Here is a 23263-nt window from a genome sequence, read left to right on the forward strand (position 1 = left end):
GGGCGCGTAGGCAGCCGCTTAGGCAGCCGGCGTTTCGCCTTCGCCTGCTGCGTCCGACACGGCACCAGCCGGGACCGTCGCCGATGCGACAACCGGGTTTTCCGCGTCGATGTGCGCGACCAGCGCGACGCCGTTCGGCAGCGTGATGTCCTTCGCGTGCAGCGACTGACCGGCTTCGATCTTCGACAGGTCGACTTCGAGGAACTCCGGCAGCGCAGCCGGCAGGCACTCGATTTCGATTTCCGTCGCGACGTGCGAAACGACCGCGCTCGACAGCTTCACGGCCGGGCTGACTTCAGCGTTCAGGAAGTGCAGCGGCACCTTCGTGTGCAGCTTCTTCTTCGCGTCAACGCGCTGGAAGTCCACGTGCAGCACCAGTTGCTTGAACGGGTGGTATTGCACGTCGCGCAGCAGAACCTGCTGCGACTGGCCGGCCACTTCGAGGTCGAGGATCGACGAGTGGAAGGCTTCCTTCTTCAGCGCGTGCCACAGGGCGTTGTGATCGAGTTCGATCTTTTGCGGGGCTGCTTCGCCGCCGTAAACGATACCCGTGGTCTTACCGGCGTTGCGCAGGCGGCGGCTCGCACCCGTACCTTGCTGTTGGCGCTCGAAAGCGACGACTTTCATGTGATTCTCCAATGGCTGCCCGCGACCAGGCAGTAAAACGGGGCCGTCAAACGGCGGCCCCCGATGAAACGGCGGGGTTTCGTCTATCCCGTCCGATTGTGCAAAAAGCGAAGCGTTGCCGCTTCGCTTTCTGCGCATGCTTTGTTGTGTCGACTCGCGATCAGGATTCCGCGAACAGCGACATCACCGAATCGCCGCGGCGGATCCGCGAGAACGTCTCGGCCAGCAGGCTCGCGCTCGTCAGCGAGCGGATCTTCGAGCACGCCAGCGATTCGGCCGACAGCGGGATCGTATCGGTGACGACCAGCTCGTCGAGTGCCGATGCGGCGATGCGGTCGGCGGCGCCGCCCGACAGCACGGGGTGCGTCGCATATGCGAACACCTGCTTCGCACCGCGGTCCTTCAGCACTTGCGCGGCCTTGCAGAGCGTGCCGGCCGTATCGACCATGTCGTCCATGATCACGCAGGTGCGGCCTTCGACTTCACCGATGATGTTCATCACTTCGGCGACGTTCGCCTTCGGACGACGCTTGTCGATGATCGCGAGATCGCAGTTGAGCTGCTTCGCGAGTGCCCGGGCACGCACCACGCCGCCGACGTCCGGCGACACGACGAGCAGATCCGAGTAGTTCTGCTTGCGCAGGTCGCCCAGCAGGATCGGCGTTGCGTAGATGTTGTCGACCGGGATGTCGAAGAAGCCCTGAATCTGGTCGGCGTGCAGATCCATCGTGATGATCCGCTCGACGCCGGCGATTTCCAGCATGTTCGCGACGACCTTCGCCGAGATCGCGACGCGCGCCGAACGCGGGCGGCGATCCTGACGGGCGTAGCCGAAGTAGGGGATGGCTGCAGTGATCCGGCCGGCGGATGCGCGCTTGAGCGCATCGACCATGATCATCAGTTCCATCAGGTTGTCGTTCGCCGGTGCGCACGTGGATTGCAGGACGAAGACGTCCTTGCCACGTACGTTTTCCTGGATCTCGACCTGGATCTCGCCGTCGGAGAAACGGCTGACCATTGCTTTGCCGAGGGGGATTCCAAGAATGTTGACGACTTCCTGGGCGAGCGCGGGATTCGCGTTGCCAGTAAAAACCATCAGGCCGTCATGGCTGCTCATCGTGCACCTGCTTCAGGCTTAGGCGGGAAATGCGGGAAAATTTTTGGCAGGGGAGGAAGGACTCGAACCCTCGCATGCCGGAATCAAAATCCGGTGCCTTGACCAACTTGGCGACTCCCCTACACTTAACTGATAACTTCACCGGATTCGTGTAGGCCATCCGGCAAAGTAAAACTTCATGACGCGAAAGCGAAGAGCGGATGCTCGCTCAGGCTCTCGGCAACTGCGCCGTTCCAACTGGCGGGCAGCTTGGCTTTTGCCGCTTCTGCCTCGCGTTTGCTGCGAAACGCTGCAAACACGCTTGCTCCGGAGCCGGTCATCCTCGCGGGGGTCACATCATACAACCATTTGACCACCTGCGCAACTTCCGCGTACTTACTTGTCACAACTCGCTGCATATCGTTCCGGCCGAAGCTATCTGGCCAGCCCGCATCGCTGTTTTGCTGTGCAAGAAAGTCAGCAATTGTGACGGGCTTCGAATCTCTTGTCAACAACTCATCTGAAAATATTTCAGCGGTCGGGACATGAACGCGTGGCGTCACAACCAAGAACCAGCGAGTCGGCAATTCTACCTCAGCTAATTCTTCTCCGATACCCTCTGCGAACGCATTTTTTCCAAAAATAAAAAACGGGACGTCTGCACCGAGTTTCACCGCGAGCGACTGAAGTTCCGTGCGCGGCAGGTCGAGTTGCCACAGGCGGTTCAGCGCGAGCAGCGTTGTTGCCGCGTCGGAGCTGCCGCCGCCGAGGCCGGCGCCCATCGGCAGGCACTTGTCGATCTCGATGTCGACGCCTGACGCGGTGCCCGTGTGCGCCTTCAGCAGGTTGGCCGCGCGCACGACGAGATCGCTTTCCTCGGGCACGCCGGGCACGTCGGTGACGCGTGCGACGCGGCCGTCGTCGCGCAGCGTGAAGTGCAGCGTGTCGCCCCAGTTCAGCAGCTGGAACACGCTCTGCAGGTCGTGATAGCCGTTCGGGCGGCGGCCGGTGATGTGCAGGAACAGGTTGAGTTTCGCGGGCGCAAGGCAGTTGCGCAGCGAGCGGGTCGAATCGGTCATGCTTGTGTCGGGGCTAGGCGCACGTACTCACTGATCGAGTACGAGCTTGATGTCGAGCGGCGGCATCGCGCGCACGAGGTTGACGCGTTTGACGCCCGTGGCCGGGGCGTCCGCGTAGGCAAGGTAGTCGATCGTCCAGCCGTCCTGGCGGATCTGCTTGACGTGCGTGCCGTCGGCCGGATCGCGTACCGTCTCCGCCGGCGTCGCGGGCGCGGGCGTCGGCAGCAGCCAGTAGCGCAGGCCCGCGAGCGGCAGTGCGAAGCCGAGCGTTCGCTGCATCAGGTCGCCGACGTCCGTCGCAAATTGCGTCGGACGGTTCGGCAGCTCGAGCGACGCCGCCTGCGGCGTCGATTTCACGACCGCGAGCGTCTGGCCGAGCGGGCTGCGCAGCTCGAGCGACACGTCGTCGCCGTGCTCCTGCCAGTCGAAGTTGCCGTACACGTTCTGCTGCTTGCCGAGACGGTCGTCGTACTGCACCGCGAAGCGGCCATGGTAAGCATGCGTCGCGGCGGTCTGCAGCACCGCGTCCGTCGGCGCGCTTGCCTGCGGCGGCGTGCTCGCGCAGCCGGCGAGCGCGAGCGCCGCGCCGGCTGCGGCCAGCGTGCGCTGCGCGCGGGAGGACAGGGAAGGCATCGGGAACATCTGCATCAGAGGCCGTTGATCTGCAGGCGCTTCAGCGTCTGCACGAGCGTTTCGTTGTCGGGCTCGAGCTTCTGCGCGGCACGCCACGCAGAACGCGCGTCGTCCTGCTCGCCGCTCTTCCACAGCACTTCGCCGAGGTGCGCACCGATTTCGGCGTTCGGCTGCAGTTCGTACGCGTGCCGCAGGACCTTCGCCGCGCCGGCCGTGTCGCCCATCCGGTACTTCACCCAGCCGAGGCTGTCCATGATGTAGGCATCGTTCGGCGCGAGCGTCATCGCCTTGTCGATCAGCTTGCTGGCTTCGGGCAGGCGCTGGTTGCGGTCGGCGAGCGAATAGCCGAGCGCGTTGTACGCCTGCGGGTTGTCGGGCTGCGTGCGGATCAGCTCGCGCAGCTGCTTTTCCATCGTCGTGTAGTGGCCGGTCTTTTCGGCCGCCATCGCGTAGTCGTAGCGCAGGTCGGGATCGTCCGGGAAGTCCTGGACCGCCTGCCCGAGCCGTGCCTCGGCTTCCGGATAGCGCTTCGCGGTGAACAGGATCGACGCGTCGGTGCGCGCGACCACGGCCGCGTCGCGCGGATCCGTGATCGGCAGGTCGTCGAGCACCTTGCGCGCCTCGTCGGTCTTGCCCTGTTTCTGCAGCAACTGTGCGCGCGTGATCTGCGCGGGGAGATAGTGCTGGCTCGCCTGGTCGACCTTGTCGAGCCATTGCGACGCCTGCGCGTCGTTGTTCTGGTCGATCGCGATCTGCGCGAGGTAGATGTAGCCCTGGCCGACGTCGAGGTTCGGCTGCTTGTCGCCGAGCTGCACGTACTGCTTCAGGTAGGCGGTCGCTTCGTCGAGTTTCTTCTGCTGAATCTTGATCAGCGCAAGCGCCATCAGCGGTGTCGGATCCTTCGAGTCGAGCTTGCGCATGGTCTCGAACTGCTTCTGCGCGTCGTCGAGGCGATCGTCGGCGAGATAGAGCTGCGACAGCGCGAGCCGCGCGTCGCGCGACTTCGGATTCTGCTGAACATATTTCTCGAACGATGCGATGCCCGCCGCGCGTTCCGCCGGCCCCATCTGCGACAGCATCAGGGCCGCAGGCAGGTAGTCGGGGCGAAGCTGCAGCGCTTGCTTCAGCGATTGAGCGGCACCGTCCTTGTCGTCGACCGCGAGTTGTTGCCGCGCGATCGCGAGCTGCGCCTCGGGCCGGTTCATGTCGTTCTTCAGCATGTCCTTCAGCACCGCGAGGCCGCCGACGCGATCGGGGCCGCGCACGAGCAGCGCCTGCAGCGCGAGGATTGCCGGGCCGCGCGTCTCGCCGGTTGCGCGGGCCAGCTCGCGCGCGAGCATCTGCTGCGCGTCGGCCGGCTTGCCGGCGAGCACCAGCAGCGCGGCGTCGACCTGCGACGCCCGGTTCGAATCCGGTGCGTACTGGCGCCACAGGTTCGCGGCGGACAGCGCGTCGGCCGGGCTCTGCGCGCCGAGCGCGATCTCGGTCGCACGCTGCGCCATGCGCGGATCGCGCGTGTCGCGGGCGAGCGCGAGGTAGGTCTGGTACGCGGGCGCCGGCTGGTTGCGCTGGAGCGCGACCTCGGCCGCGAGCACCTGGTAGACGATCTGGCTCGTCAGCGGGACGCCTGGGAGATTCTTCTGCTCGTCCGGCATCACATGCTCGAACGCGCCCTGCGGCTCCGCGTCGTCCGATGCCGGATCCTGCGCGTGAGCCGGGAAGGCGGTGAGGGTCCAGGCGGCAAACAGCGCGGCGCCGAGTGCACGACGGACCGGGAAGGCGCGCGCGCCGCGCGCGGCGGCGGGGCGCTTCTGAAGCAGCTTCGAGGGCAGAGTCATGGAAATCCGTTCGATGTTTCAACCGATTGTAACGCGCTCGCTACAATACACGCACGATCGTGAATCCAGCCTCAGACCCGCAAATCATGCCAGAGTTGCCAGAAGTCGAAGTCACGCGCCGGGGCATCGAGCCCTTTGTCGCGGGCCGCCGCGTCGAGCGTGTCGACGTCCGTACCGCGATGCTGCGCTGGCCCGTGCCGGCAGGGCTCGCCGAGCAGTTGCGCGCACGCGAGGTGCTCGCCGTCGAACGTCGCGGCAAGTACCTGCTGTTCGAGGTCGACGCGGGCTGGTTCATCGTCCATCTCGGCATGACGGGCACGCTGCGCGTGCTGCCCGCGGCCGGCGTGCCGGTTGCCGCGAAGCACGACCACATCGACTGGATCTTCGACGAGTTCGTGCTGCGGTTCCGCGATCCGCGCCGCTTCGGCGCCGTGCTGTGGCACCCGCGCGAAGCGGGCGACGTGCATGCGCATCCGCTCCTCGCGAGCCTCGGCGTCGAGCCGTTCTCGCCGGCGTTCACCGGCGCGCTGCTGCATGCGCGCACGCGCGGCCGCACGGTGTCGGTCAAGCAGGCGCTGCTCGCGGGCGACATGGTCGTCGGCGTCGGCAACATCTATGCGTCGGAGAGCCTGTTTCGCGCCGGCATCCGGCCGACGACAGCCGCCGGCAAGGTCTCGCTGCCGCGCTACGAGCGGCTGGCCGACGCAGTGCGCGCGACGCTCGCCGATGCGATCGAGCGCGGCGGCAGCACGTTGCGCGATTTCGTCGGCAGCAACGGCGAAAGCGGCTATTTCCAGCTCGACTGCTTCGTCTACGACCGTGCCGGCCAGCCCTGCCGCGTATGCGGCACGCCGATCCGCCAGATCGTGCAGGGCCAGCGGTCGACCTATTTCTGTGCGACCTGCCAGCGTTGAAACCTTTTTCCGCGATTAGATAACTTGAAGCCGCCCCGCATCGCCCCCGCTCCGTTCCCCGTCACGCCGCTGCACCGCACGTTCGCCACGCGCCTGATCGCGTGGCAGCGCGAGCATGGCCGCCACGACCTGCCGTGGCAGAACACCCGTGATCCGTACCGGATCTGGCTGTCGGAAATCATGCTGCAACAGACGCAGGTGTCGACCGTCATCCCGTATTACGCACGCTTTCTCGAACGCTGCCCCGACGTCGCCGCGCTCGCGGCCGCGCCGGTCGACGACGTGATGGCGCTGTGGGCGGGGCTCGGCTACTACTCGCGCGCGCGCAACCTGCACCGCTGCGCGCAGGTCGTCGTCGCCGAGCACGGCGGCGCATTTCCGGCGACGCCCGACGCGCTGGCCGAACTGCCGGGCATCGGCCGCTCGACTGCCGCGGCGATCGCGTCGTTCGCGTACGGTGCGCGCGCGACGATCCTCGACGGCAACGTGAAGCGCGTGCTCGCGCGGGTGTTCGGCGTCGAGGGCTTTCCGGGCGAGAAGCGCGTCGAGAACGACATGTGGGCGCTCGCCGAATCGCTGTTGCCCGATGCCGCGAACGCGGCGGACGTAAGCGCGTATACGCAGGGGCTGATGGATCTCGGCGCGACGCTGTGCGTGCGCGGCAAGCCCGATTGCGCGCGTTGCCCGTTCGCGGGCGATTGCGTCGCGCAATCGACGGGCCGGCAGCGCGAACTGCCGGCCGCGCGGCCGAAGAAGGCCGTGCCGACGCGCAAGACCTGGATGCTCGTGCTGCGCGATGGCGACGCCGTGCTGCTCGAGCGGCGGCCGCCGGCCGGCATCTGGGGCGGCCTGTGGAGCCTGCCGCAAGCGGACGGCGACGCCGCGCTCGCGGAGCTTGCGCACGGCTTCGGCGGCGGCGGCCCGGTTCCGCTTGCGCCGTTCACGCACACGTTCACGCATTTCCGGCTCGAGATCGAGCCGCGATTGAGCGACATGGCGGACGGCGGCGGCCTGCCGTCGCAGGCACGGGACGCGGAAACCGCGTGGGTGCCGCTGAGCCGGCTCGATGCGTACGGCGTGCCGGCGCCTGTGCGCAAGCTGCTCGATGCACTGAGCGGGCCGCTGCTGTAACGAAGAGGAAAGGGCGCGGCGCGGGCCGCGCACTTGAGAAAACGCCGGGTCGCCGCAGCTTTTCTGCGCCGAAGGACGACCTTTCGGAGGCGCTTACAGCCAGCCGTGCCGGTCGAGCACGTGGTGCACGGCGTCGATGCGTGCGCCGACGTCCGGAAACTCCATCAGCTTTTGTCGCGCGCGCAGGTCGAGCGGCAGCAGTTCCGCGAGGCGGTTCGACACCCAGCTCGGATCGTCGAGGCGGAACGGTTCGCCGAACGGCAGCTTGCCCGGCTCGGATTTCTTCAGTGCGCCGATGATGCGCTCGAGTACTTCGGCGCACGAGCCGAACTGCGCGAGCGCCTGCTCGCCTTCGAGCGGGATGTCGTCGGGCAGAGGTTCCGCGATGCCGACCAGCAGCCCGTTGCCTTCAACGCGATACGACAGCAGTTCGAAACGCTGCGTGCCGACCGCCTGCAGATACAGCATCCCGAATTCGCCGGTGTCGCACTCGGTGATGCGCGCCATGCAGCCGATGGTTTCGGGCACCGACACGGCGCCGTCCTGCGCGACTTCGGGCCCGCTCTTCAACAGGCACACGCCGAACGGCGCGTTGTCGCGCAGGCACGCGCGGGACATGTCGAGATAGCGTGCCTCGAACACCTTGAGCGGGAGCAGGCCCCCCGGAAACAGCACCGTGTGCAGCGGAAACAGCGGCAGGTCGATCAGGGTGGTCGATAGGGAGGACATGGCGCGCTGACGAAGGGGCGGGTGTCGCTAGGGTCGGTCGACCTCGGAGACGAGCCGCGACGACGCGTCGACATCCACTGGCGCGTCACGATGCCGCACGATCACGTTCGCCTCGTGCGCGAGGCGCGCGGCGAGCGTTTCCGCGATGAATACCGAGCGATGCTGGCCGCCCGTGCAGCCGATGGCGACGGTCAGGTAGCTGCGGTTGTCATCGCGGAAGTGCGGCAGCCATTTCAACAGGAACGCATGGATGTCGTCGATCATCTGGTGGACGATCGGCAGTGCGTCGAGAAAGGCGATGACCGGCTGGTCGAGCCCGGTGAGCGGGCGCAATTCGTGGTCGTAATACGGATTCGGCAGCGCGCGCACATCGAACATCAGATCGGCGTCGAGCGGGACGCCGCGCTTGAAGCCGAACGACTCGAACATCACCATCAGGTCGTTGTTCTTCTGCTCGATGAAGCGCTTGACCCATGTGCGCAGCACGTTCGCGCGCAGCGTGCTCGTATCGATCTGGTGGCCGAATTCGGCGAGCGGCGCGACGAGGTCGCGTTCGCGCTCGATCGCTTCCTCGAGCGACGACAGCAGGCCGACGTCCGCATCGTGCGACAGCGAGCCGGACAGCGGATGGCGGCGGCGCGTTTCGGAGAAGCGCTGGATCAGCGCCTGGGTGCTTGCGTTGAGGAACAGCACGCGGACATCGTGCTCGCGCGACAGCTCGCGGATCAGGCCGGGCATTTCATCGAGCGATGCGCTCGAGCGCGCGTCGATCGCGACCGCGAGCCGGCGCTTGCCATCCTCGGCGAGGTAGCGGGCGAGTTCGGGGAGCACATGCGGCGGCAGGTTGTCGACGCAGTAATAGCCTGCGTCTTCGAGCGCGTTCAGCGCGACGGACTTGCCTGAGCCGGAGATGCCGGTGATAAGGACGATGCGCATGGGAAGCAGAGAATCCTGACGTTTCATCATAGCACCGGCTCGACGCGTCGGCGTTGCGCGGCCGGCGCGTGCGGGTTACACCAGTTTGCCGGGGAACTGACTGTCGGGATCTTGCATCGCGAGTCGTTGCCGATCCATGAAATCGCGCAACGTGTCGATTCCGCGCAACTGCAGGATCGTGTTCCGGACGGCGGCCTCGACGAGCACCGCGAGGTTGCGGCCGGCCGCGACCTGGATCGTGACCTTGCTGATCGGCAAACCGAGCACGTCGACGGTCTGGCTTTCGAGCGGCAGGCGCTGGAATTCGCCGTCGGGGCGCCGCACGAGCTGGACGATCAGCTTCAGCTTCATTTTCCGCCGCACGGCGGTCTCGCCGAAGATCGTCTTGATGTCGAGCAGGCCGAGGCCGCGCACTTCGAGCAGGTTCTGCAGCAGCGGCGGGCAGCGTCCTTCGACGAAATCGGGGCCAAGACGGACGAAGTCGACCGCGTCGTCGGCGACGAGGCCGTGGCCGCGGCTGATCAGTTCGAGGCCGAGCTCGCTCTTGCCGAGGCCAGAATCGCCGGTCAGCAGCACGCCCATCCCGAGGATGTCGAGGAATACGCCGTGCAGCGTCGCGCGCGGCGCGAGGATGCGGGACATGTACAGCCGCAGGCTGTCGATCACCGCGGCGGCCGACATCGGCGTTGTGAACAGCGGGGTCGACGAGCGCGTGCAGCGCAGCACGAGTTCGGGCGGCGCCGCGGCGCCGCCGGCGACGACGAGGAACGGCGGTTCGAGCGCGATCAGCTCGGCCATGTGGCGCGAGCGGTCTTCGTCGGTCTGGCGCTGGTAATAGTCGATTTCGGCTTCGCCCAGCACCTGGATCCGGTTCGGGTGGATCAGGTTCAGGTGGCCGACGAGGTCGGCGCTCGACGTCGCATTGCCGACCGTGTCGGCCGAAAAGCCGCGCTCCCAGCCTTCATGCCCCGTCAGCCAGCTCAGCTTCAGCGTGGCCGCGTTGTCGTCGAAGATGCTCTGGGCGTTGATGCTGGACGTATCCATGACTCTCGTCACTCCAATGAGCCGGTGCATGCGCGCGGCGACGGACGTCGCCATGCCGGGCCGGCGCCGGGCGGCCCTGGACGGCGGCGCGTGCCGCCTCGTGAGGGAAAATATTCCGCCCGGATCAACTCAAGGTTGCCACTGAGTGAGCAGGCGATGCAACTCGGCGATATCCGTTTCGTTGTGCAGACGCTCGCGCGCGTCGCGATCGGACAGCAGTTGCGCGATTTCCGACAGGATTTCGAGGTGCTGCTGGGTGGCTTGCTCGGGGACGAGCAGGAAAATCAGGAGGCCGACCGGCTGGCCGTCGGGCGCTTCGAACGGGATCGGGTCGGCGAGCCGGACGAACGCGGCGAGCGGGTGCTTGAGACCCTTGATGCGCCCGTGCGGAATCGCGACGCCTTCGCCGAGCCCGGTCGAGCCGAGGCGTTCGCGCGCGAACAGATTGTCCGTGACGGTGCTGCGGGCGATGCCGTTCTGATTCTCGAACATCAGCCCGGCTTGTTCGAACACGCGTTTCTTGCTGGTGACCGAGAGGTCGATGACGACGTTCTCTAGGGGCAGGATTTTGGCTAGGCGATTCATGTTGACAGGCGATTGGGCGGCCTGGGGTCTCCTTGCGGCGGCAGACTGATTTTCCATGTGCGGCGATATCAAGGCATTTGGCATCGGCATCCTGCAACGCAGCTACCGCACCCAACGCCCCCCGGCGATAACCGGGACATTATAGAGCACAGCCGCGTGCGTGGCGCAGCATGGACGGACCGGCCGCACCACGTGCGCGGAGTCGCAAAAAAAACGCCCGGCGAACCGGGCGGCGTGCGTGTTGCGGTGACCGTTATTGCGGCGGCAGTTCGATCTGGTCGATCGACGGCTGAAGCTTGATCGGGTCGTGCGCGTGCGTTTGCAGGCGCTCCATGTGCTTGACGACCTGGCGATCCAGCTTGTCGATCAGCAGATCGATCGCGGCGTACAGGTTGCCGTTTGCGCTTTCGACGAAGATGTCCTTGCCCTTCAGGTGCAGATTGATTTCCGCGCGCTGCTGCTTGTCCTTTTCCTTGTGGTTGTCGACCGAGAGGATCACAGTGCCATCGATCACCTGATCGCTATGCCGTAGCACCCTGTCCAGCTTGGTGATCACGTATTCGCGAATTGCAGGCGTGACTTCGAGATGATGTCCACTGATCTTCAGGTTCATAGTGCTTCTCCAAGCGAGTGACCACCCGGCCGCATCGAGGCGGCGCTCCGGTCGACTTGCCCGTGCCGCACTAGGCGGCGTATCGTGGACAGGTCGCCCGGCTTGTTCCCCGAGTGCGCGGTGGCCGGAACACGCCTGCCGCCGGGCAGGCAGCAGGCTAAAGAGACTTGCGCAGATTCACTGCCGGGATCTTGAGAGCTTCGCGATATTTGGCAACCGTGCGGCGCGCGACCACGAAACCCTGTTCTGCCAGCAGCTCGGCAATGCGGCTGTCCGAAAGTGGCGATTTTGGGTCTTCAGCTCCTATCAGTTGCTTGATCAGGGCTCGGATGGCGGTCGACGAGGCGGCGCCACCGGTGTCGGTCGAAACGTGAGATCCGAAGAAGTACTTAAATTCAAGCGTCCCGAACGGGGTCAGCATGTACTTCCCGGTTGTCACACGGCTGACAGTCGACTCGTGTAGGCCCAGCGTATCAGCAATTTCCCGCAAAACCAAGGGGCGCATGGCGATTTCACCGTGCGCAAAGAAATTCTTTTGACGCTCGACAATAGCCTGCGCGACACGCAGGATCGTGTCGAAACGCTGCTGGATGTTCTTGATCAGCCAGCGCGCTTCCTGGAGCTGCTGCTTCAGCGAACCGGTCGACGGATCGCCGCGGCTGTTGCGCAGGATGTTCGCGTAGAGGTTGTTGATCCGCAGGCGCGGCACGACCTCCGGATTGAGCTCCGCGAGCCATCCCTGGCCGGCCTTCTTCACGATGATGTCGGGCACGACGTAGTCGGCCTCGGCCCTGCCGTACGCGGCGCCGGGGAACGGCTCGAGCGAGCGGATCAGCGCATGCGCGTCGCGCAGTGCGTCGTCGCTCGCCTTCAGGTGCTTGCGCAGCCGTGTGAAGTCGCGTGCGGCGAGCAGTTCCAGATGCTGCGACACGATCTCGAGCGCGAGCGTGCGCGTCGGGGACGGATCGAGGCGCAGCAACTGCAGCTTCAGGCATTCGGAGGCCGAGCGGGCGCCGACCCCGGCCGGGTCGAAGCTGTGCAGCAGCGCGAGCGCCGCGTTCAGTTCGTCGCAGTCGATCTCCAGTTCGGGCGGCAGGTCGGCGAGCACTTCGTCGAGCGTGGCGGTCAGGTAGCCGTCGTCGTCGAGCGATTCGATCAGGAACATCACGAGCGCACGATCGCGCGGGCTGGCCTGCGTGACGCGCAACTGCGCGGACAGGTGGTCGCGCAGCGACGTCGCGGCTTCCTGCACCTGCAGCGGCGGGAGATCGTCATCGTCGGACGCGCCGCTCGAGCGGCCGAATTCGTCGAGATTCCATTGCGGGCCGTCGTTACCGTCGCCGGACGCATAACCGTCGTATTCGTCGGCGCCGGCCGGCTCGTCGCGCTCCGCGCGATCGCCCGACGAACTGCCGATGTTTGCCGAGGCCGGCTCGGTGTTCTGGCCGGGAGGTGTCTGCGCGATCAGCGATCCGTCCGCCGCGACGCGCAGCGGGCTCGCGATCCATTCGTCATCGCTCTCGAGCAGCGGGTTCTGCGCGACGGCCATCGCGACTTCCTGCTGCAATTCGAGCGTCGACAACTGCAGGAGCCGGATCGACTGCTGTAGCTGGGGCGTCAGCGCCAGATGTTGCGACAGGCGGAGTTGAAGGCTGGCTTTCATGGCAAGGAGGGAGTCATACCGGCAGTTTGCCACGACCCAGGCGCGTTGAGCCATCCGCGATTACGCGCGGCGCGCCGCCCGGCCGCGGGCATGGCCGCGAAGCGGGGCGCGGCCCCGCGCGGCCATGCCGGGCGGGGTGCAGCCAGCCACGAGGAGGAAGTTACATGCGGAAGTGTTCGCCGAGGTACACGCGGCGCACGCTTTCGTTTTCGATGATGTCGCTCGGCGCGCCGGCGGCGAGCACCGAGCCGTCGCTGATGATGTAGGCGTGGTCGCAGATGCCGAGCGTTTCGCGGACGTTGTGATCGGTAATCAGCACGCCGATGTTGCGCTGCTTCAGGAACTTGACGATCTTCTGGATCTCGAGCACCGCGATCGGATCGACGCCGGCGAACGGTTCGTCGAGCAGGATGAAGTTCGGGTTGGTCGCGAGCGCGCGCGCGATCTCGACACGGCGTCGTTCGCCGCCCGACAGCGACAGCGCGGGGTTCTCGCGCAGGTGGCCGATCTGCAGCTCGTCGAGCAGCGCTTCGGTGCGCGACGCGATCCCGTCCTTCGACAGCCGCTTGCCGTCTTCGCCGTACTGCAGCTCGAGCACCGCGCGGATGTTTTCCTCGACGGTCAGCTTGCGGAACACGGACGCTTCCTGCGGCAGGTACGACAGGCCGAGCGACGCGCGCTTGTGGATCGGCAGCAGGCTGATCGAGCTGCCGTTCAGCGAGATCTCGCCCGCGTCGAGCGGCACGAGGCCGACGATCATGTAGAACGACGTGGTCTTGCCGGCACCGTTCGGGCCGAGCAGGCCGACGACTTCGCCGCTCTTCACGTCGAGCGACACGTCCTTGACGACCGTGCGCGAGCCGTAGCGCTTCTTCAGGTTGCGGACGACGAGCGAGCTCGTGGTGCCGGCCGGCTGGCGGTTCGGAAGCGCGTTCATTGGCCTGGCGCTCCCTGGATGGTGGTCGACGGCGACAGCTTCGCCGGCGCGCCGTTCAGCGGAGCGGGGCCGCCGTTCTTCGGCGACAGCATCGCGCGCACGCGGCCGTTCGGGTTGCCCGGCGCGGCGACGTCCTTGCCGCCCTTGGCGGTGTAGAAATCGCGCTGGCCGTCGTACGTGACCACGCTGCCGTGCACGGTATCGGCGATGGTCGATGTGCCCTGCAGGCGGCGCACGGTTGCGGCGGTCGTCAGCGTGGTCAGGTCCTGCTTGCCGTCGTAGTCGATGCGCTCGGCGTCGCCGTCGATGTATTCGTCGAGGCCTTCGCGCTTCTGGCGGAACGTCGCGTGCTTCTTGCCGCTGCCGAACGACGTAGCGTACTGATAGCCTTCCGGATCCTGGCGCACTTCGACGCGATCGCCCTTGATGATGATCGTGCCCTTCGTGATCACGACGTTGCCGGTCGCGACCGTGACCTGCTTCAGGTCGTCATAGGTCAGGTTGTCGGCCTCGACGTTGATCGGCTTGTTTTGGTCGGCCTTCTCGGCATGGGCGAGCGGCGCCAGCCCGATCAACGGGAGCGCCACGAGCGTCGCGGCGAGCGCGGCGCGGACGGCGCGCGCAGCGCCGCCGGAAATCTGTCGAGGGAACGGTTCGTTCATGCAGTCACGTGAGGGAAGCGTCACTTGGGTTGACCTTTCGAGCCGCCGGACGTGTCCGCCGCGGCGATCGTGCCGCGCACGTTGCCGTAAAGCTCGATGACCCGGGTGACGTTGTTGTACTTCATGCCGTCGGTCGCGTTGACGAGCGACAGGCCGCGCTGAAGTTTAACCGGCTTTTCGGTCTGGATCACATCGTCATTGACGAAGATCCGGAAATGCTGGGAATCGGCCTGCATTTGCGGATCGCCGCCGCCGGCCGCGCGCAGGATCCGCGCGTCGTCGTACAAATCGACGATCGACACGTCGCCATTGACGGTGCCGCGCTTCGCGGTGGTCGTCACGACCGGCTTGCCGGGCTGGAATGCGCGCATGGCCGGATCGGTCAGGTCGCTGTTTTCGGTGTCTTCGTAATGGATCAGCTTCGCGGCCGTCAGCCTGTACTGGGTCGTGCCGGACTGGTCGAGCTCGGTGACCGAGAAGTTGTCCGCGAAATAGTCGGGCGTGTGGCGCTTCGGTTGCACGGTGCCTTCGCCGGGCGGCGGCAGCGTCGCCTGCAGCAGCCACCACGTGATGCCCGCGAGCGCGGCGACCGCGGCGAGCGGCAGCAACTGGGTCCAGCGGAAATGCGTATTCATCCGTCAGGCTCCGCAGGCGGCCGCGAGCAGCGCGTCATAGCGTCGCTGCGCGCGCAGGATCGCGTCGCAGACTTCGCGCACGGCGCCTTGGCCGCCGCGGGCCTCGGCCACCCAGTGCGCGCGGGCGATCACCTCGGGGTGCGCGTTCGCGGGCGCGGTCGCGAAGCCGCAGCGCAGCATCACCGGCAGGTCGGGCCAGTCGTCGCCCATGTAGCCGCACGCGTCGGCGGTGAGGCCGAGCGATGCGATCAGATCGGCGAACACCGTGAGCTTGTTCTCGACGCCCTGGAACAGATGTGCGATCTTCATTTCCTTCGCGCGCGCCGCGACGATCTCCGAGCGGCGGCCCGTGATGATCGCGGTCGCGATGCCGGCTTCGCCGAGCAGCTTCACGCCGTGGCCGTCGAGCGAATTGAACGACTTCATCGCGTCGCCGGCTGCGGTAAACAGCAGGCCGCCGTCGGTCAGTACGCCGTCGACGTCGAAAATCATCAGCTTCACGCGGCTCGCGCGCTCGGCTGCAGTCAACGCTGCGCTCATCAGATCACCTTCTTCGAAAACAGGTCGTGCATGTTCAGCGCGCCGATCAGCGCGCCGTCGGCATCGACCACCAGCATCTGGTTGATCCGGTGGCGCTCCATCAGTTCCACGGCCTCGACCGCCAGGTGATCCGGCGCGATCGTGCGCGGGTTGCGCGTCATCACGTCGGCGATCGGCAGCGTGCGGAAGTCGCCGTCGCGCGCGAGCACGCGGCGCAGGTCGCCGTCCGTGAAGATGCCGGCGACCTTGCCGTCGGCGTCGACCACGGCGGTCATGCCCAGGCGCTTCGCGGTGATTTGAAACAGCGCGTCCGACAGCGTCGCGTCGAGCCCGACGGACGGGACGTCGTCGCCCGTGCGCATCACGTCGCGCACGTAGGTGAGCAGGCGCCGGCCGAGCGCCCCGCCCGGGTGCGAGCGCGCGAAATCTTCCGAACCGAAGCCGCGCGCGTCGAGCACCGCGACGGCAAGCGCGTCGCCGAGCGCGAGCGCGGCGGTCGTGCTCGCGGTGGGCGCGAGGTTCAGCGGGCACGCTTCCTTCGAGACTGCGGCGTTCAGGTTCACGTCGGCGAGCGTGCCGAGGCTCGATTCGGCGCGGCCCGTGATCGCGATCAGCTTCGCGCCGATCCGCTTGACGAGCGGCAGGATCGCGACGAGCTCTTCCGATTCGCCGGAATAGGAGATGCCGATGAAGACGTCGTCGGAGGTGACCATCCCGAGGTCGCCGTGGCTGGCCTCGGCAGGGTGGACGAAAAAGGCCGGCGTGCCGGTGCTGGCCAGCGTTGCCGCGATCTTGCGGGCAATATGCCCCGATTTGCCGATACCGGACACCACCACGCGGCCGCGGCAGCCGAGCAGCAGCGCGACGGCCTGGACGAAGCCGCCGTCGAGCTGGTCGCGCAGTGCGCGCACGGCGTCCGCCTCGATGTCGAGCACATCGCGGGCGAGCGCGAGCGCCCGATCATCATTGATTTTCGCTATCATGCGCGGAGTATAGCAAAGGCGTTTGTTCGCCGCGCCGGGCCTTCGGACTCGTCCGATGTCGCCTATCCCACGCTACGCCATCGCGCCCGCTTCGCGGTGGCCCCGACGAACGAGGACGCTTTGCCCGTGATTTCCCCGCTCGAAATGACGCTCATGCTGCTGCTGGCTTCGGTGGTGGGCGTCGTCGTATTCCGCTCGCTGAACCTACCGCCGATGCTCGGCTACCTGACCGTCGGCATCCTGGTCGGCCCGCACGCGCTCGGGATCGCGGCGGATCTCGAGCGCGCCGAGCATCTCGCGGAATTCGGCGTGGTGTTCCTGATGTTCTCGATCGGCCTCGAATTCTCGCTCGCGAAACTGAGGTCGATGCAGCGGCTCGTGTTCGGGCTCGGGCTGCTGCAGGTCGTCGCGACGCTTTTGCTCGCGCTGTTGCTCGGCGCGCTGTTCGAGCGCTGGGTGCACATCACGTGGCAGGGCGCCGTCGCGCTCGGCGGCGCGCTCGCGATGTCGTCGACGGCGATCGTGTCGAAGATGCTTGCCGAACGTCTCGAGATCGAGACCGAGCACGGCCGCAACATTTTCGGCGTGCTGCTGTTCCAGGATCTCGCGGTCGTGCCGCTGCTGATCGTGATCGCCGCGTTCGGCGCCGAATCGTCGAAGGATCTCGCGCTGACGCTCGGCGTCGCGGCGGTCAAGATCGTGATCGCGCTCACGCTGCTGCTGGTCATCGGCCAGCGCTTCATGACGCGCTGGCTCAACGTCGTCGCGCGGCGCCGCTCGCAGGAACTGTTCGTGTTGAACCTGCTGCTCGTCACGCTCGGCGCCGCGTTCATCACCGACAAGTTCGGCCTGTCGCTCGCGCTCGGCGCGTTCATCGCGGGGATGCTGATCTCCGAGACGCCGTTCCGCCATCAGGTGGAAGAGGACATCAAGCCGTTCCGCGACGTGCTGCTCGGCCTGTTCTTCGTGACGACCGGGATGCTGCTCGATCCGCGCGTGATCTGGGAGCATCCGTTGCTCGTGCTCGGCTTCTTCGTCGGGCAGATCCTGTTCAAGGGGACGATGATCGCCGGGCTCGCGCGGCTGTTCGGCGCGACGCCGGGCGTCGCGATGCGCACGGGCATCGGCCTCGCGCAGGCCGGCGAATTCGGTTTCGTGCTGCTGAACCTGATCCTCGACCGGCATCTCGTCGATTCGACGCTGCTGCAGGCGATCCTCGCGTCGATGCTGCTGTCGATGCTCGCCGCGCCGTTCCTGATCCAGAACGCGGACCGGATCGTGATGCGGCTGTCGTCGACCGAATGGATGCAGCAGTCGCTGCAGATGACGCGGATCGCGACGCAAAGCCTGAAGCAGCGCGGCCACGTGATCATCTGCGGCTACGGCCGCGCGGGCCAGAACCTGGCGCGCATGCTCGAACAGGAAGGCATTTCGTATGTCGCGCTCGACCTCGACCCCGATCGCGTGAGCGCGGCTGGAGCAGCCGGCGAATCGGTCGTGTTCGGCGACGCGGCGCGCCGCGAGTCGCTGCTCGCGGCCGGTATCCACCGCGCGGCGGCGGTCGCGATCACCTATGCGAACACGCCGTCCGCGCTGCGCGTGCTGCATCACGTGCACGAGCTCGAGCCGACGCTGCCCGCGATCGTGCGCACCGTCGACGATGCCGATCTCGAGAAGCTGCTCGCGGCCGGCGCGACCGAGGTGATTCCGGAGATCGTCGAGGGCAGCCTGATGCTCGCGTCGCATACGCTGGTGCTGGTCGGCGTGCCGATGCGCAAGGTCGTGCGGCGCGTCGAGGAAATGCGCGACGAGCGCTACAGCCTGCTGCGCGGCTATTTCCGCGGCGCGGACGACGCGGACGACGACGACCACGAGCAGGTGCGGCTACAATCGGTGCCGGTCGATGCGCGCGCGGACGCGGTCGGGCGCTCGCTGGAGGAGCTCGGGCTGTATGCGCTCGGGCTGGAAGTTACGGCGATCCGCCGGCACGGCATCCGCGGCGTCGAACCCGATCCGCAGACCAAGCTGCGCGCGAGCGACATCGTCGTGCTGCGCGGGCTGCCCGAGGCGCTCGCGCTCGCGGAGGAGCGGCTGTCGCGCCATCGGCGCGACCCGCCGGCCGCGGCCGCGTGAGCCGCGCTTCAATAACCTGACCCGTATTTGTTCGAAACGGTGCCCGATCTTCGCGCACCGTTTTTTTCGGAGAGTTTCATGCCGCATTCGTCGTCGGGCGCGCCGCTCGATCCGGTCGCCTTCATCCACAGCCAGATCCGCACGGTGCCCGACTGGCCGCAGCCGGGCGTGATGTTCCGCGACATCACGACGCTGCTGCAGAGCCCGAAGGCGCTGCGCATCCTCGTCGACCTGTTCGTCGAACGTTATGTCGATGCGAAGCTCGACTACGTCGCGGGCCTCGACGCGCGCGGCTTCATCATCGCGCCGATCGTCGCGTACGAGCTGAGCGTCGGCTTCGTGCCGATCCGCAAGGTCGGCAAGCTGCCGTACAAGACGTGCTCGGAATCGTACGACCTCGAATACGGCAGCGCGACGGTCGAGATTCACGAGGATGCGTGCCGCCCCGGCGACCGCGTGATCATCATGGACGACCTGATCGCGACCGGCGGCACGATGATGGCGGGGCGCAACCTGCTGCACCGGCTCGGCGCGGTGGTCGTCGAGGGCGCTGCGATCATCGACCTGCCGGATCTCGGCGGCTCGGCGCTGCTGCGCAACGCGGGACTGCCCGTCTATACCGTCACCGAATTCGCCGGCCACTGAACGTCGGCCTGCTTTACTCACGTCAAGCCGCGAGGTCACGATGCCCAACTTCATGCTGTTTCTCGCCACTTCGATCGCGATCACGTTCGCGCCGGGTCCCGACAACCTGCAGGTGCTCGCGCGCGGCATCTCGCAGGGCCGCGCGGCCGGCTTCGTCGCCGCGCTCGGCTTCACGGCCGGGATCCTGTTCCACACGACGCTCGCGGCGCTCGGCGTCGCGGCCGTGCTGCGTTCGTCGCCGGTCGCGTTCGAGATCCTGAAGCTCGCGGGCGCCGCGTACCTCGTGTGGATCGGCATCAAGGCGCTGCGCAGCCAGGGCCTCGCGAACGCGCACGCGCGCCCGCCGCAGCCGCTCGGCACGATCTTCCGGCAGAGCGTGATCGGCAACCTGATGAACCCGAAGGTCACGCTGTTCTTCGTCGTGTTCCTGCCGCAGTTCGTCGATCCGCACGGCGCGCAGAGCGTGACGCTGCAGATGTTCGAGCTCGGCGCGCTGTTCATGCTGCAGACGGCCGCGATCTTCTCGCTGTTCGGCATCGGCGCCGGCATGATCGGCGCATGGCTGAAGCGCCGCCCGAAGGCCGGCGTGTGGCTCGACCGGATCGCCGGCGCGACGTTTATCGCGATCGGCATCCGCGTCGCGCTGAAGGACTGACGGCGATGACGTTTCCGTGCATCGCGGCCGCGCACCGCTTCGATCCGGCCGCGCACCTGCGCTTCGAGATCGCCGGCCAGGCGGTCGGCTGGGTGCGCCGTCAGGATGTCGCGAAGCTTGCGCGCTGGCCCGACGTGTTCGAGTTGACCGGCGAGCGCGTCGTGCTGTCGGCGCGCTACGATTCGGTCGACGCGCGCAGCATGGCGCTTGCGAGCGCGATCGGCGCGCTCGCGGCCGAAGGCGCGATTCCCGGCTGGCGCGACGAGATCTACGCAATCCGCAACCGCTTCGACGATGCGCCGCTCGCATACATCGAGCGCGCCGCGTCGCGCTTCTTCGGGACGCAGACTTATGCGGTGCATCTGAACGGCATCGTAGAATGTGCGGTTGCGCCGGGCGAGGCGCCCGCTGCGGCCGCGCCGCAGATGTGGCTCGGCCGCCGCAGCGCGACCAAGGCTACCGACCCCGGCATGCTCGACAATGTCGTCGCGGGCGGCATCGGCTGGGGCCTGGGCGTTCACGAGACGCTCGTGAAGGAGTGCTGGGAAGAAGCCGGCATTCCGGCCGAACTCGCGGCGCGTGCGATCGCGGGCCGCGCGGTGCAGGTGCTGTGCTCGCTGCCGGAAGGCACGCAGTCCGAACTGATCTTCGTGTACGACCTGCCGCTGCCGCACGACTTCGCGCCGCGCAACCAGGACGGCGAAGTGGCCGAGCATCTGCTGGCCGGCGTACCCGAGGTGATCGGCTGGCTGCGCGAGGGCCGCGCGACGATGGACGCGAGCCTCGCGACGCTCGACATGCTGCTGCGCCATCGCTGGCTCGCTGCGGCCGACGCGGCAGGCATCGACGCGCTGTTCGCACCCGCCGCGTGACGCGTGCCGCGACGCGCAGCCCGGCGACGCGAACGGACAATTTGACGAATACGGAAACAAAGGGAGTAGCGGTCATGCCGACCGATCACAGCTTTATCTTGAAACTGTCGTGCCCCGACCGGCACGGCATCGTCCACGCGGTCTCGGGCTTTCTGTTCGAGCGCAGCAACAACATCCTCGATTCGGCGCAGTTCGGCGACAGCCGCACCAGCGAATTCTTCATGCGCGTGCACTTCGAGCAGGACGGCAACGGCACGGATGCCGCGTCGGCGCTCGACACACTTCGCAAGGAATTCGCGCCGCTCGCCGAGCAGTTTTCGATGCGCTGGGAACTGCACGACGCGGCCGTGAAGCCGCGCGTCGTGATCATGGTGTCGAAGATCGGCCACTGCCTGAACGACCTGCTGTTCCGCTATCGCACCGGCCAGTTGCCGATCGAGATCCCGGCGATCGTGTCGAACCACAAGGAGTTCTACCAGCTCGCCGCGAGCTACAACATCCCGTTCCATCACTTCCCGCTGATCGGCGGTTCGTCCGATGCCGCGAAGGCCGCGCAGGAAGCGCGCGTGCTGGAAGTGATCGACGAGCACCAGGCCGATCTCGTCGTGCTCGCGCGCTACATGCAGATCCTGTCGCCGAACATGTGTCAGCAGCTCGCCGGGCGCGCGATCAACATCCACCACTCGTTCCTGCCGAGCTTCAAGGGCGCGAAGCCGTACTACCAGGCGTTCGACCGCGGCGTGAAGCTGATCGGCGCAACCGCGCACTATGTGACGACCGATCTCGACGAAGGCCCGATCATCGAGCAGGAAGTCGAGCGCGTCGACCACAGCATGACGCCCGACCAGTTGACCGCGATCGGCCGCGACGTCGAGTGCGTGACGCTCGCGCGCGCGGTGAAGTGGCACGTCGAGCACCGGATCGTGCTGAACGGGACGAAGACGGTCGTGTTCCGCTGATCTGAATCGGCCGGCCGCCGGTTGGCAGCCCCCGGAAACAAAAACGCCGCGCCCCCTTTTCGGGGCGCGGCGTTTTTTTGTCGCCCGAGACGCGGGTTTCAGATCAGCCGCAGCAGGTACAGCTCGCGTTTCAGGTACGCATAGAAGATCGGCGCGGCGATCACGCCCGGCAGCCCGAACGCGGCCTCCATGATCAGCATCGCGAGCAGCAGCTCCCACGCGCGCGACTCGATCTGGCCGCCGATGATCTTCGCGTTCAGGAAGTATTCGAGCTTGTGGATGACCACGAGGAACACGAGCGACGCGATTGCGGTGCCCATGCTGACCGACAGCGATACGGCGACGATCAGCGTGTTCGAGATCAGGTTGCCGATCACCGGCAGCAGGCCGACGATGAACGTGACGAGCACGAGCGTCTTCGACAGCGGCAGCCGCTCGTGAAAGATCGGCAGTGCGACGAGCAGGTAGATGCCCGTGAACGTCGCGTTGATCGCCGAGATCTTGATCTGCGCGAACACGATCCGGCGGAATGCATCGGAGAAGCGCGATACGCGCGTGACGAGCGCGGTCGACAGCGGCCGGCGTACCTTGCCATGCTCGACGCCGATCGCGATCATCGCGCCGATGATCATCCCGAACAGCACGTGGCCGAAGCCGCGCGCGACGCTCTTGCCGCTCTGCTGGAGCTGGTCCATGTGCGAGTGCATCAGCACGGCCGCCTTCGTCTTCATCTGCTCGACGTCAACCGGCAGCAGGTTCGCGATCCACGCCGGCGTGCGCGCTCGGGTTTGCTCGACGATCTGCATCAACTGGTCGAGCAGGCTCTGCAGGTTCGGCACCGTGTGCTCGAAATGCTCGATGATGCCGATCGTCAGGCCCGTGAGCCCGCCGACGATCACGATCGCCAGCAGCACGACGGCGACCCAGCGCGCGCGCATGCTCGTCGTGTGGCGTTCGATCACGGGCGCGATCGTGTGGATCAGCTGGTAGACGAGCAGGCCGGCCAGCAGCCCGCCGAGCAGCTTGAGCTCGAGGACGAGCCACATCGTGACGATCGCGAAGAGATAGCTGCCGATCTCGAGTGCCGACAGCCTCGGCAGGCTGAAGTCGCTCGTCAGCCGCACGCTGCGCAGGTGCGGCTCGCGGCTCTGCGCGTCGCGCGGCTCTTGTTGCTTCTCCATCGTGGATTCCTGTCGTTCGTGTGTCATGCCGTGCAGCGCGCGGCAGAGCCGGGCTCGCCCGGCGCCGCACCGGATTGGTGCGGACGGCGAACCTTACGACCGTAAAGTATAGCTGCCATTATGGTCCGCAACCGGGCCGTTTGGCGCATGGTGTAAACGCAGAAGGGAAAACG

At 66.6% G+C, this 23263-nt stretch carries 24 protein-coding genes and 1 tRNA gene; 7 read left to right on the forward strand and 18 right to left on the reverse strand.

Going from position 1 to position 23263, the window contains the following annotated elements:
• Positions 1 to 18: 18 nt before the first annotated feature.
• The 6 genes from OEJ37_RS04535 to OEJ37_RS04560 form a co-directional block, all read right to left on the reverse strand.
• On the reverse strand, positions 19 to 627 hold the full coding sequence (locus OEJ37_RS04535; protein ID WP_174421247.1) for a 50S ribosomal protein L25/general stress protein Ctc: 609 nt from the start codon (positions 625 to 627) through the stop codon (positions 19 to 21).
• 160 nt (positions 628 to 787) lie between these two features.
• Positions 788 to 1744, reverse strand: coding sequence for a ribose-phosphate pyrophosphokinase (locus OEJ37_RS04540; RefSeq protein WP_034179069.1), 957 nt, complete (start codon positions 1742 to 1744; stop codon positions 788 to 790).
• A gap of 44 nt (positions 1745 to 1788) precedes the next feature.
• Positions 1789 to 1865 (reverse strand) — tRNA-Gln (locus OEJ37_RS04545).
• Between the two features lie 55 nt (positions 1866 to 1920).
• Positions 1921 to 2802 (reverse strand): 4-(cytidine 5'-diphospho)-2-C-methyl-D-erythritol kinase, encoded by an 882-nt coding sequence (gene ispE / locus OEJ37_RS04550; protein ID WP_263343312.1) that lies wholly within the window; start codon positions 2800 to 2802, stop codon positions 1921 to 1923.
• A gap of 27 nt (positions 2803 to 2829) precedes the next feature.
• Positions 2830 to 3450, reverse strand: a complete 621-nt coding sequence (gene lolB / locus OEJ37_RS04555; protein WP_263343313.1) for a lipoprotein insertase outer membrane protein LolB — start codon at positions 3448 to 3450, stop codon at positions 2830 to 2832.
• The gene (locus OEJ37_RS04560) at positions 3450 to 5273 is read right to left on the reverse strand and encodes a tetratricopeptide repeat protein (protein WP_263343314.1); all 1824 of its coding nucleotides are present in this window, start codon (positions 5271 to 5273) and stop codon (positions 3450 to 3452) included. Before OEJ37_RS04560 ends, lolB begins: the two co-directional genes overlap by 1 nt.
• Positions 5274 to 5359: 86 nt before the next feature.
• Between OEJ37_RS04560 and mutM the strand changes: the two genes are divergently transcribed.
• Both mutM and mutY read left to right on the forward strand, forming a co-directional pair.
• Positions 5360 to 6187, forward strand: coding sequence for a bifunctional DNA-formamidopyrimidine glycosylase/DNA-(apurinic or apyrimidinic site) lyase (mutM, locus tag OEJ37_RS04565; protein ID WP_034179065.1), 828 nt, complete (start codon positions 5360 to 5362; stop codon positions 6185 to 6187).
• A 24-nt stretch (positions 6188 to 6211) separates the two neighbouring features.
• Complete coding sequence (mutY, locus tag OEJ37_RS04570; RefSeq protein ID WP_174421243.1) at positions 6212 to 7318, forward strand: A/G-specific adenine glycosylase; 1107 nt, start codon at positions 6212 to 6214, stop codon at positions 7316 to 7318.
• A gap of 93 nt (positions 7319 to 7411) precedes the next feature.
• Here mutY and OEJ37_RS04575 read toward each other — a convergent pair whose 3' ends face one another.
• The 11 genes from OEJ37_RS04575 to kdsD all read right to left on the reverse strand — a co-directional run bounded on the left by OEJ37_RS04575 (position 7412) and on the right by kdsD (position 16645).
• On the reverse strand, positions 7412 to 8047 hold the full coding sequence (locus tag OEJ37_RS04575; protein ID WP_174421242.1) for an LON peptidase substrate-binding domain-containing protein: 636 nt from the start codon (positions 8045 to 8047) through the stop codon (positions 7412 to 7414).
• A gap of 27 nt (positions 8048 to 8074) precedes the next feature.
• Entirely contained in the window at positions 8075 to 8983 is a 909-nt protein-coding gene (rapZ, locus tag OEJ37_RS04580) for an RNase adapter RapZ (protein ID WP_152862523.1), read from the reverse strand.
• 75 nt (positions 8984 to 9058) lie between these two features.
• The gene (gene hprK / locus OEJ37_RS04585) at positions 9059 to 10027 is read right to left on the reverse strand and encodes an HPr(Ser) kinase/phosphatase (RefSeq protein ID WP_006483133.1); all 969 of its coding nucleotides are present in this window, start codon (positions 10025 to 10027) and stop codon (positions 9059 to 9061) included.
• A 129-nt stretch (positions 10028 to 10156) separates the two neighbouring features.
• The gene (locus OEJ37_RS04590; RefSeq protein ID WP_175919425.1) at positions 10157 to 10669 is read right to left on the reverse strand and encodes a PTS sugar transporter subunit IIA; all 513 of its coding nucleotides are present in this window, start codon (positions 10667 to 10669) and stop codon (positions 10157 to 10159) included.
• A 196-nt stretch (positions 10670 to 10865) separates the two neighbouring features.
• Positions 10866 to 11225 (reverse strand): ribosome hibernation-promoting factor, HPF/YfiA family, encoded by a 360-nt coding sequence (gene hpf / locus OEJ37_RS04595; protein WP_006477786.1) that lies wholly within the window; start codon positions 11223 to 11225, stop codon positions 10866 to 10868.
• Positions 11226 to 11382: 157 nt separating this feature from the next.
• On the reverse strand, positions 11383 to 12888 hold the full coding sequence (locus OEJ37_RS04600; protein ID WP_175941339.1) for an RNA polymerase factor sigma-54: 1506 nt from the start codon (positions 12886 to 12888) through the stop codon (positions 11383 to 11385).
• 160 nt (positions 12889 to 13048) lie between these two features.
• The gene (lptB, locus tag OEJ37_RS04605) at positions 13049 to 13825 is read right to left on the reverse strand and encodes an LPS export ABC transporter ATP-binding protein (RefSeq protein ID WP_174421239.1); all 777 of its coding nucleotides are present in this window, start codon (positions 13823 to 13825) and stop codon (positions 13049 to 13051) included.
• Positions 13822 to 14487 carry a lipopolysaccharide transport periplasmic protein LptA gene (gene lptA, locus OEJ37_RS04610; protein WP_175919423.1) on the reverse strand — a complete coding sequence of 222 codons (666 nt, stop codon included), beginning with the start codon at positions 14485 to 14487 and terminating at the stop codon, positions 13822 to 13824. The genes lptB and lptA overlap by 4 nt, the downstream gene beginning before the upstream one ends.
• 20 nt (positions 14488 to 14507) lie before the next feature.
• Positions 14508 to 15122 (reverse strand): LPS export ABC transporter periplasmic protein LptC, encoded by a 615-nt coding sequence (gene lptC / locus OEJ37_RS04615; RefSeq protein WP_096471803.1) that lies wholly within the window; start codon positions 15120 to 15122, stop codon positions 14508 to 14510.
• Positions 15123 to 15125: 3 nt separating this feature from the next.
• Positions 15126 to 15662: a KdsC family phosphatase gene (locus OEJ37_RS04620; RefSeq protein ID WP_048246956.1), complete on the reverse strand. Its 537-nt coding sequence runs from the start codon at positions 15660 to 15662 to the stop codon at positions 15126 to 15128.
• The gene (gene kdsD, locus OEJ37_RS04625) at positions 15662 to 16645 is read right to left on the reverse strand and encodes an arabinose 5-phosphate isomerase KdsD (protein ID WP_174421237.1); all 984 of its coding nucleotides are present in this window, start codon (positions 16643 to 16645) and stop codon (positions 15662 to 15664) included. The genes OEJ37_RS04620 and kdsD overlap by 1 nt, the downstream gene beginning before the upstream one ends.
• Before the next feature lie 126 nt (positions 16646 to 16771).
• On the opposite strand from kdsD, the gene OEJ37_RS04630 reads away from it, so the two are divergent.
• The 5 genes from OEJ37_RS04630 to purU all read left to right on the forward strand — a co-directional run bounded on the left by OEJ37_RS04630 (position 16772) and on the right by purU (position 21909).
• Positions 16772 to 18778: a monovalent cation:proton antiporter family protein gene (locus tag OEJ37_RS04630; RefSeq protein ID WP_174421236.1), complete on the forward strand. Its 2007-nt coding sequence runs from the start codon at positions 16772 to 16774 to the stop codon at positions 18776 to 18778.
• Between the two features lie 78 nt (positions 18779 to 18856).
• The gene (locus OEJ37_RS04635; RefSeq protein WP_263343316.1) at positions 18857 to 19423 is read left to right on the forward strand and encodes an adenine phosphoribosyltransferase; all 567 of its coding nucleotides are present in this window, start codon (positions 18857 to 18859) and stop codon (positions 19421 to 19423) included.
• A gap of 40 nt (positions 19424 to 19463) precedes the next feature.
• Positions 19464 to 20078 carry a LysE family translocator gene (locus OEJ37_RS04640; RefSeq protein WP_152862507.1) on the forward strand — a complete coding sequence of 205 codons (615 nt, stop codon included), beginning with the start codon at positions 19464 to 19466 and terminating at the stop codon, positions 20076 to 20078.
• Between the two features lie 5 nt (positions 20079 to 20083).
• Entirely contained in the window at positions 20084 to 20950 is an 867-nt protein-coding gene (locus OEJ37_RS04645; RefSeq protein ID WP_263343317.1) for an NUDIX hydrolase, read from the forward strand.
• A gap of 74 nt (positions 20951 to 21024) precedes the next feature.
• Positions 21025 to 21909 (forward strand): formyltetrahydrofolate deformylase, encoded by an 885-nt coding sequence (purU, locus tag OEJ37_RS04650; protein WP_034179051.1) that lies wholly within the window; start codon positions 21025 to 21027, stop codon positions 21907 to 21909.
• Positions 21910 to 22007: 98 nt separating this feature from the next.
• Here purU and OEJ37_RS04655 read toward each other — a convergent pair whose 3' ends face one another.
• Positions 22008 to 23090 (reverse strand): AI-2E family transporter, encoded by a 1083-nt coding sequence (locus OEJ37_RS04655; protein WP_174421233.1) that lies wholly within the window; start codon positions 23088 to 23090, stop codon positions 22008 to 22010.
• Between the last annotated feature and the right edge of the window lie 173 nt (positions 23091 to 23263).

This window comes from Burkholderia sp. BKH01 (assembly GCF_025685725.1).
Taxonomy (GTDB): Bacteria; Pseudomonadota; Gammaproteobacteria; order Burkholderiales; family Burkholderiaceae; genus Burkholderia; species Burkholderia pyrrocinia_C.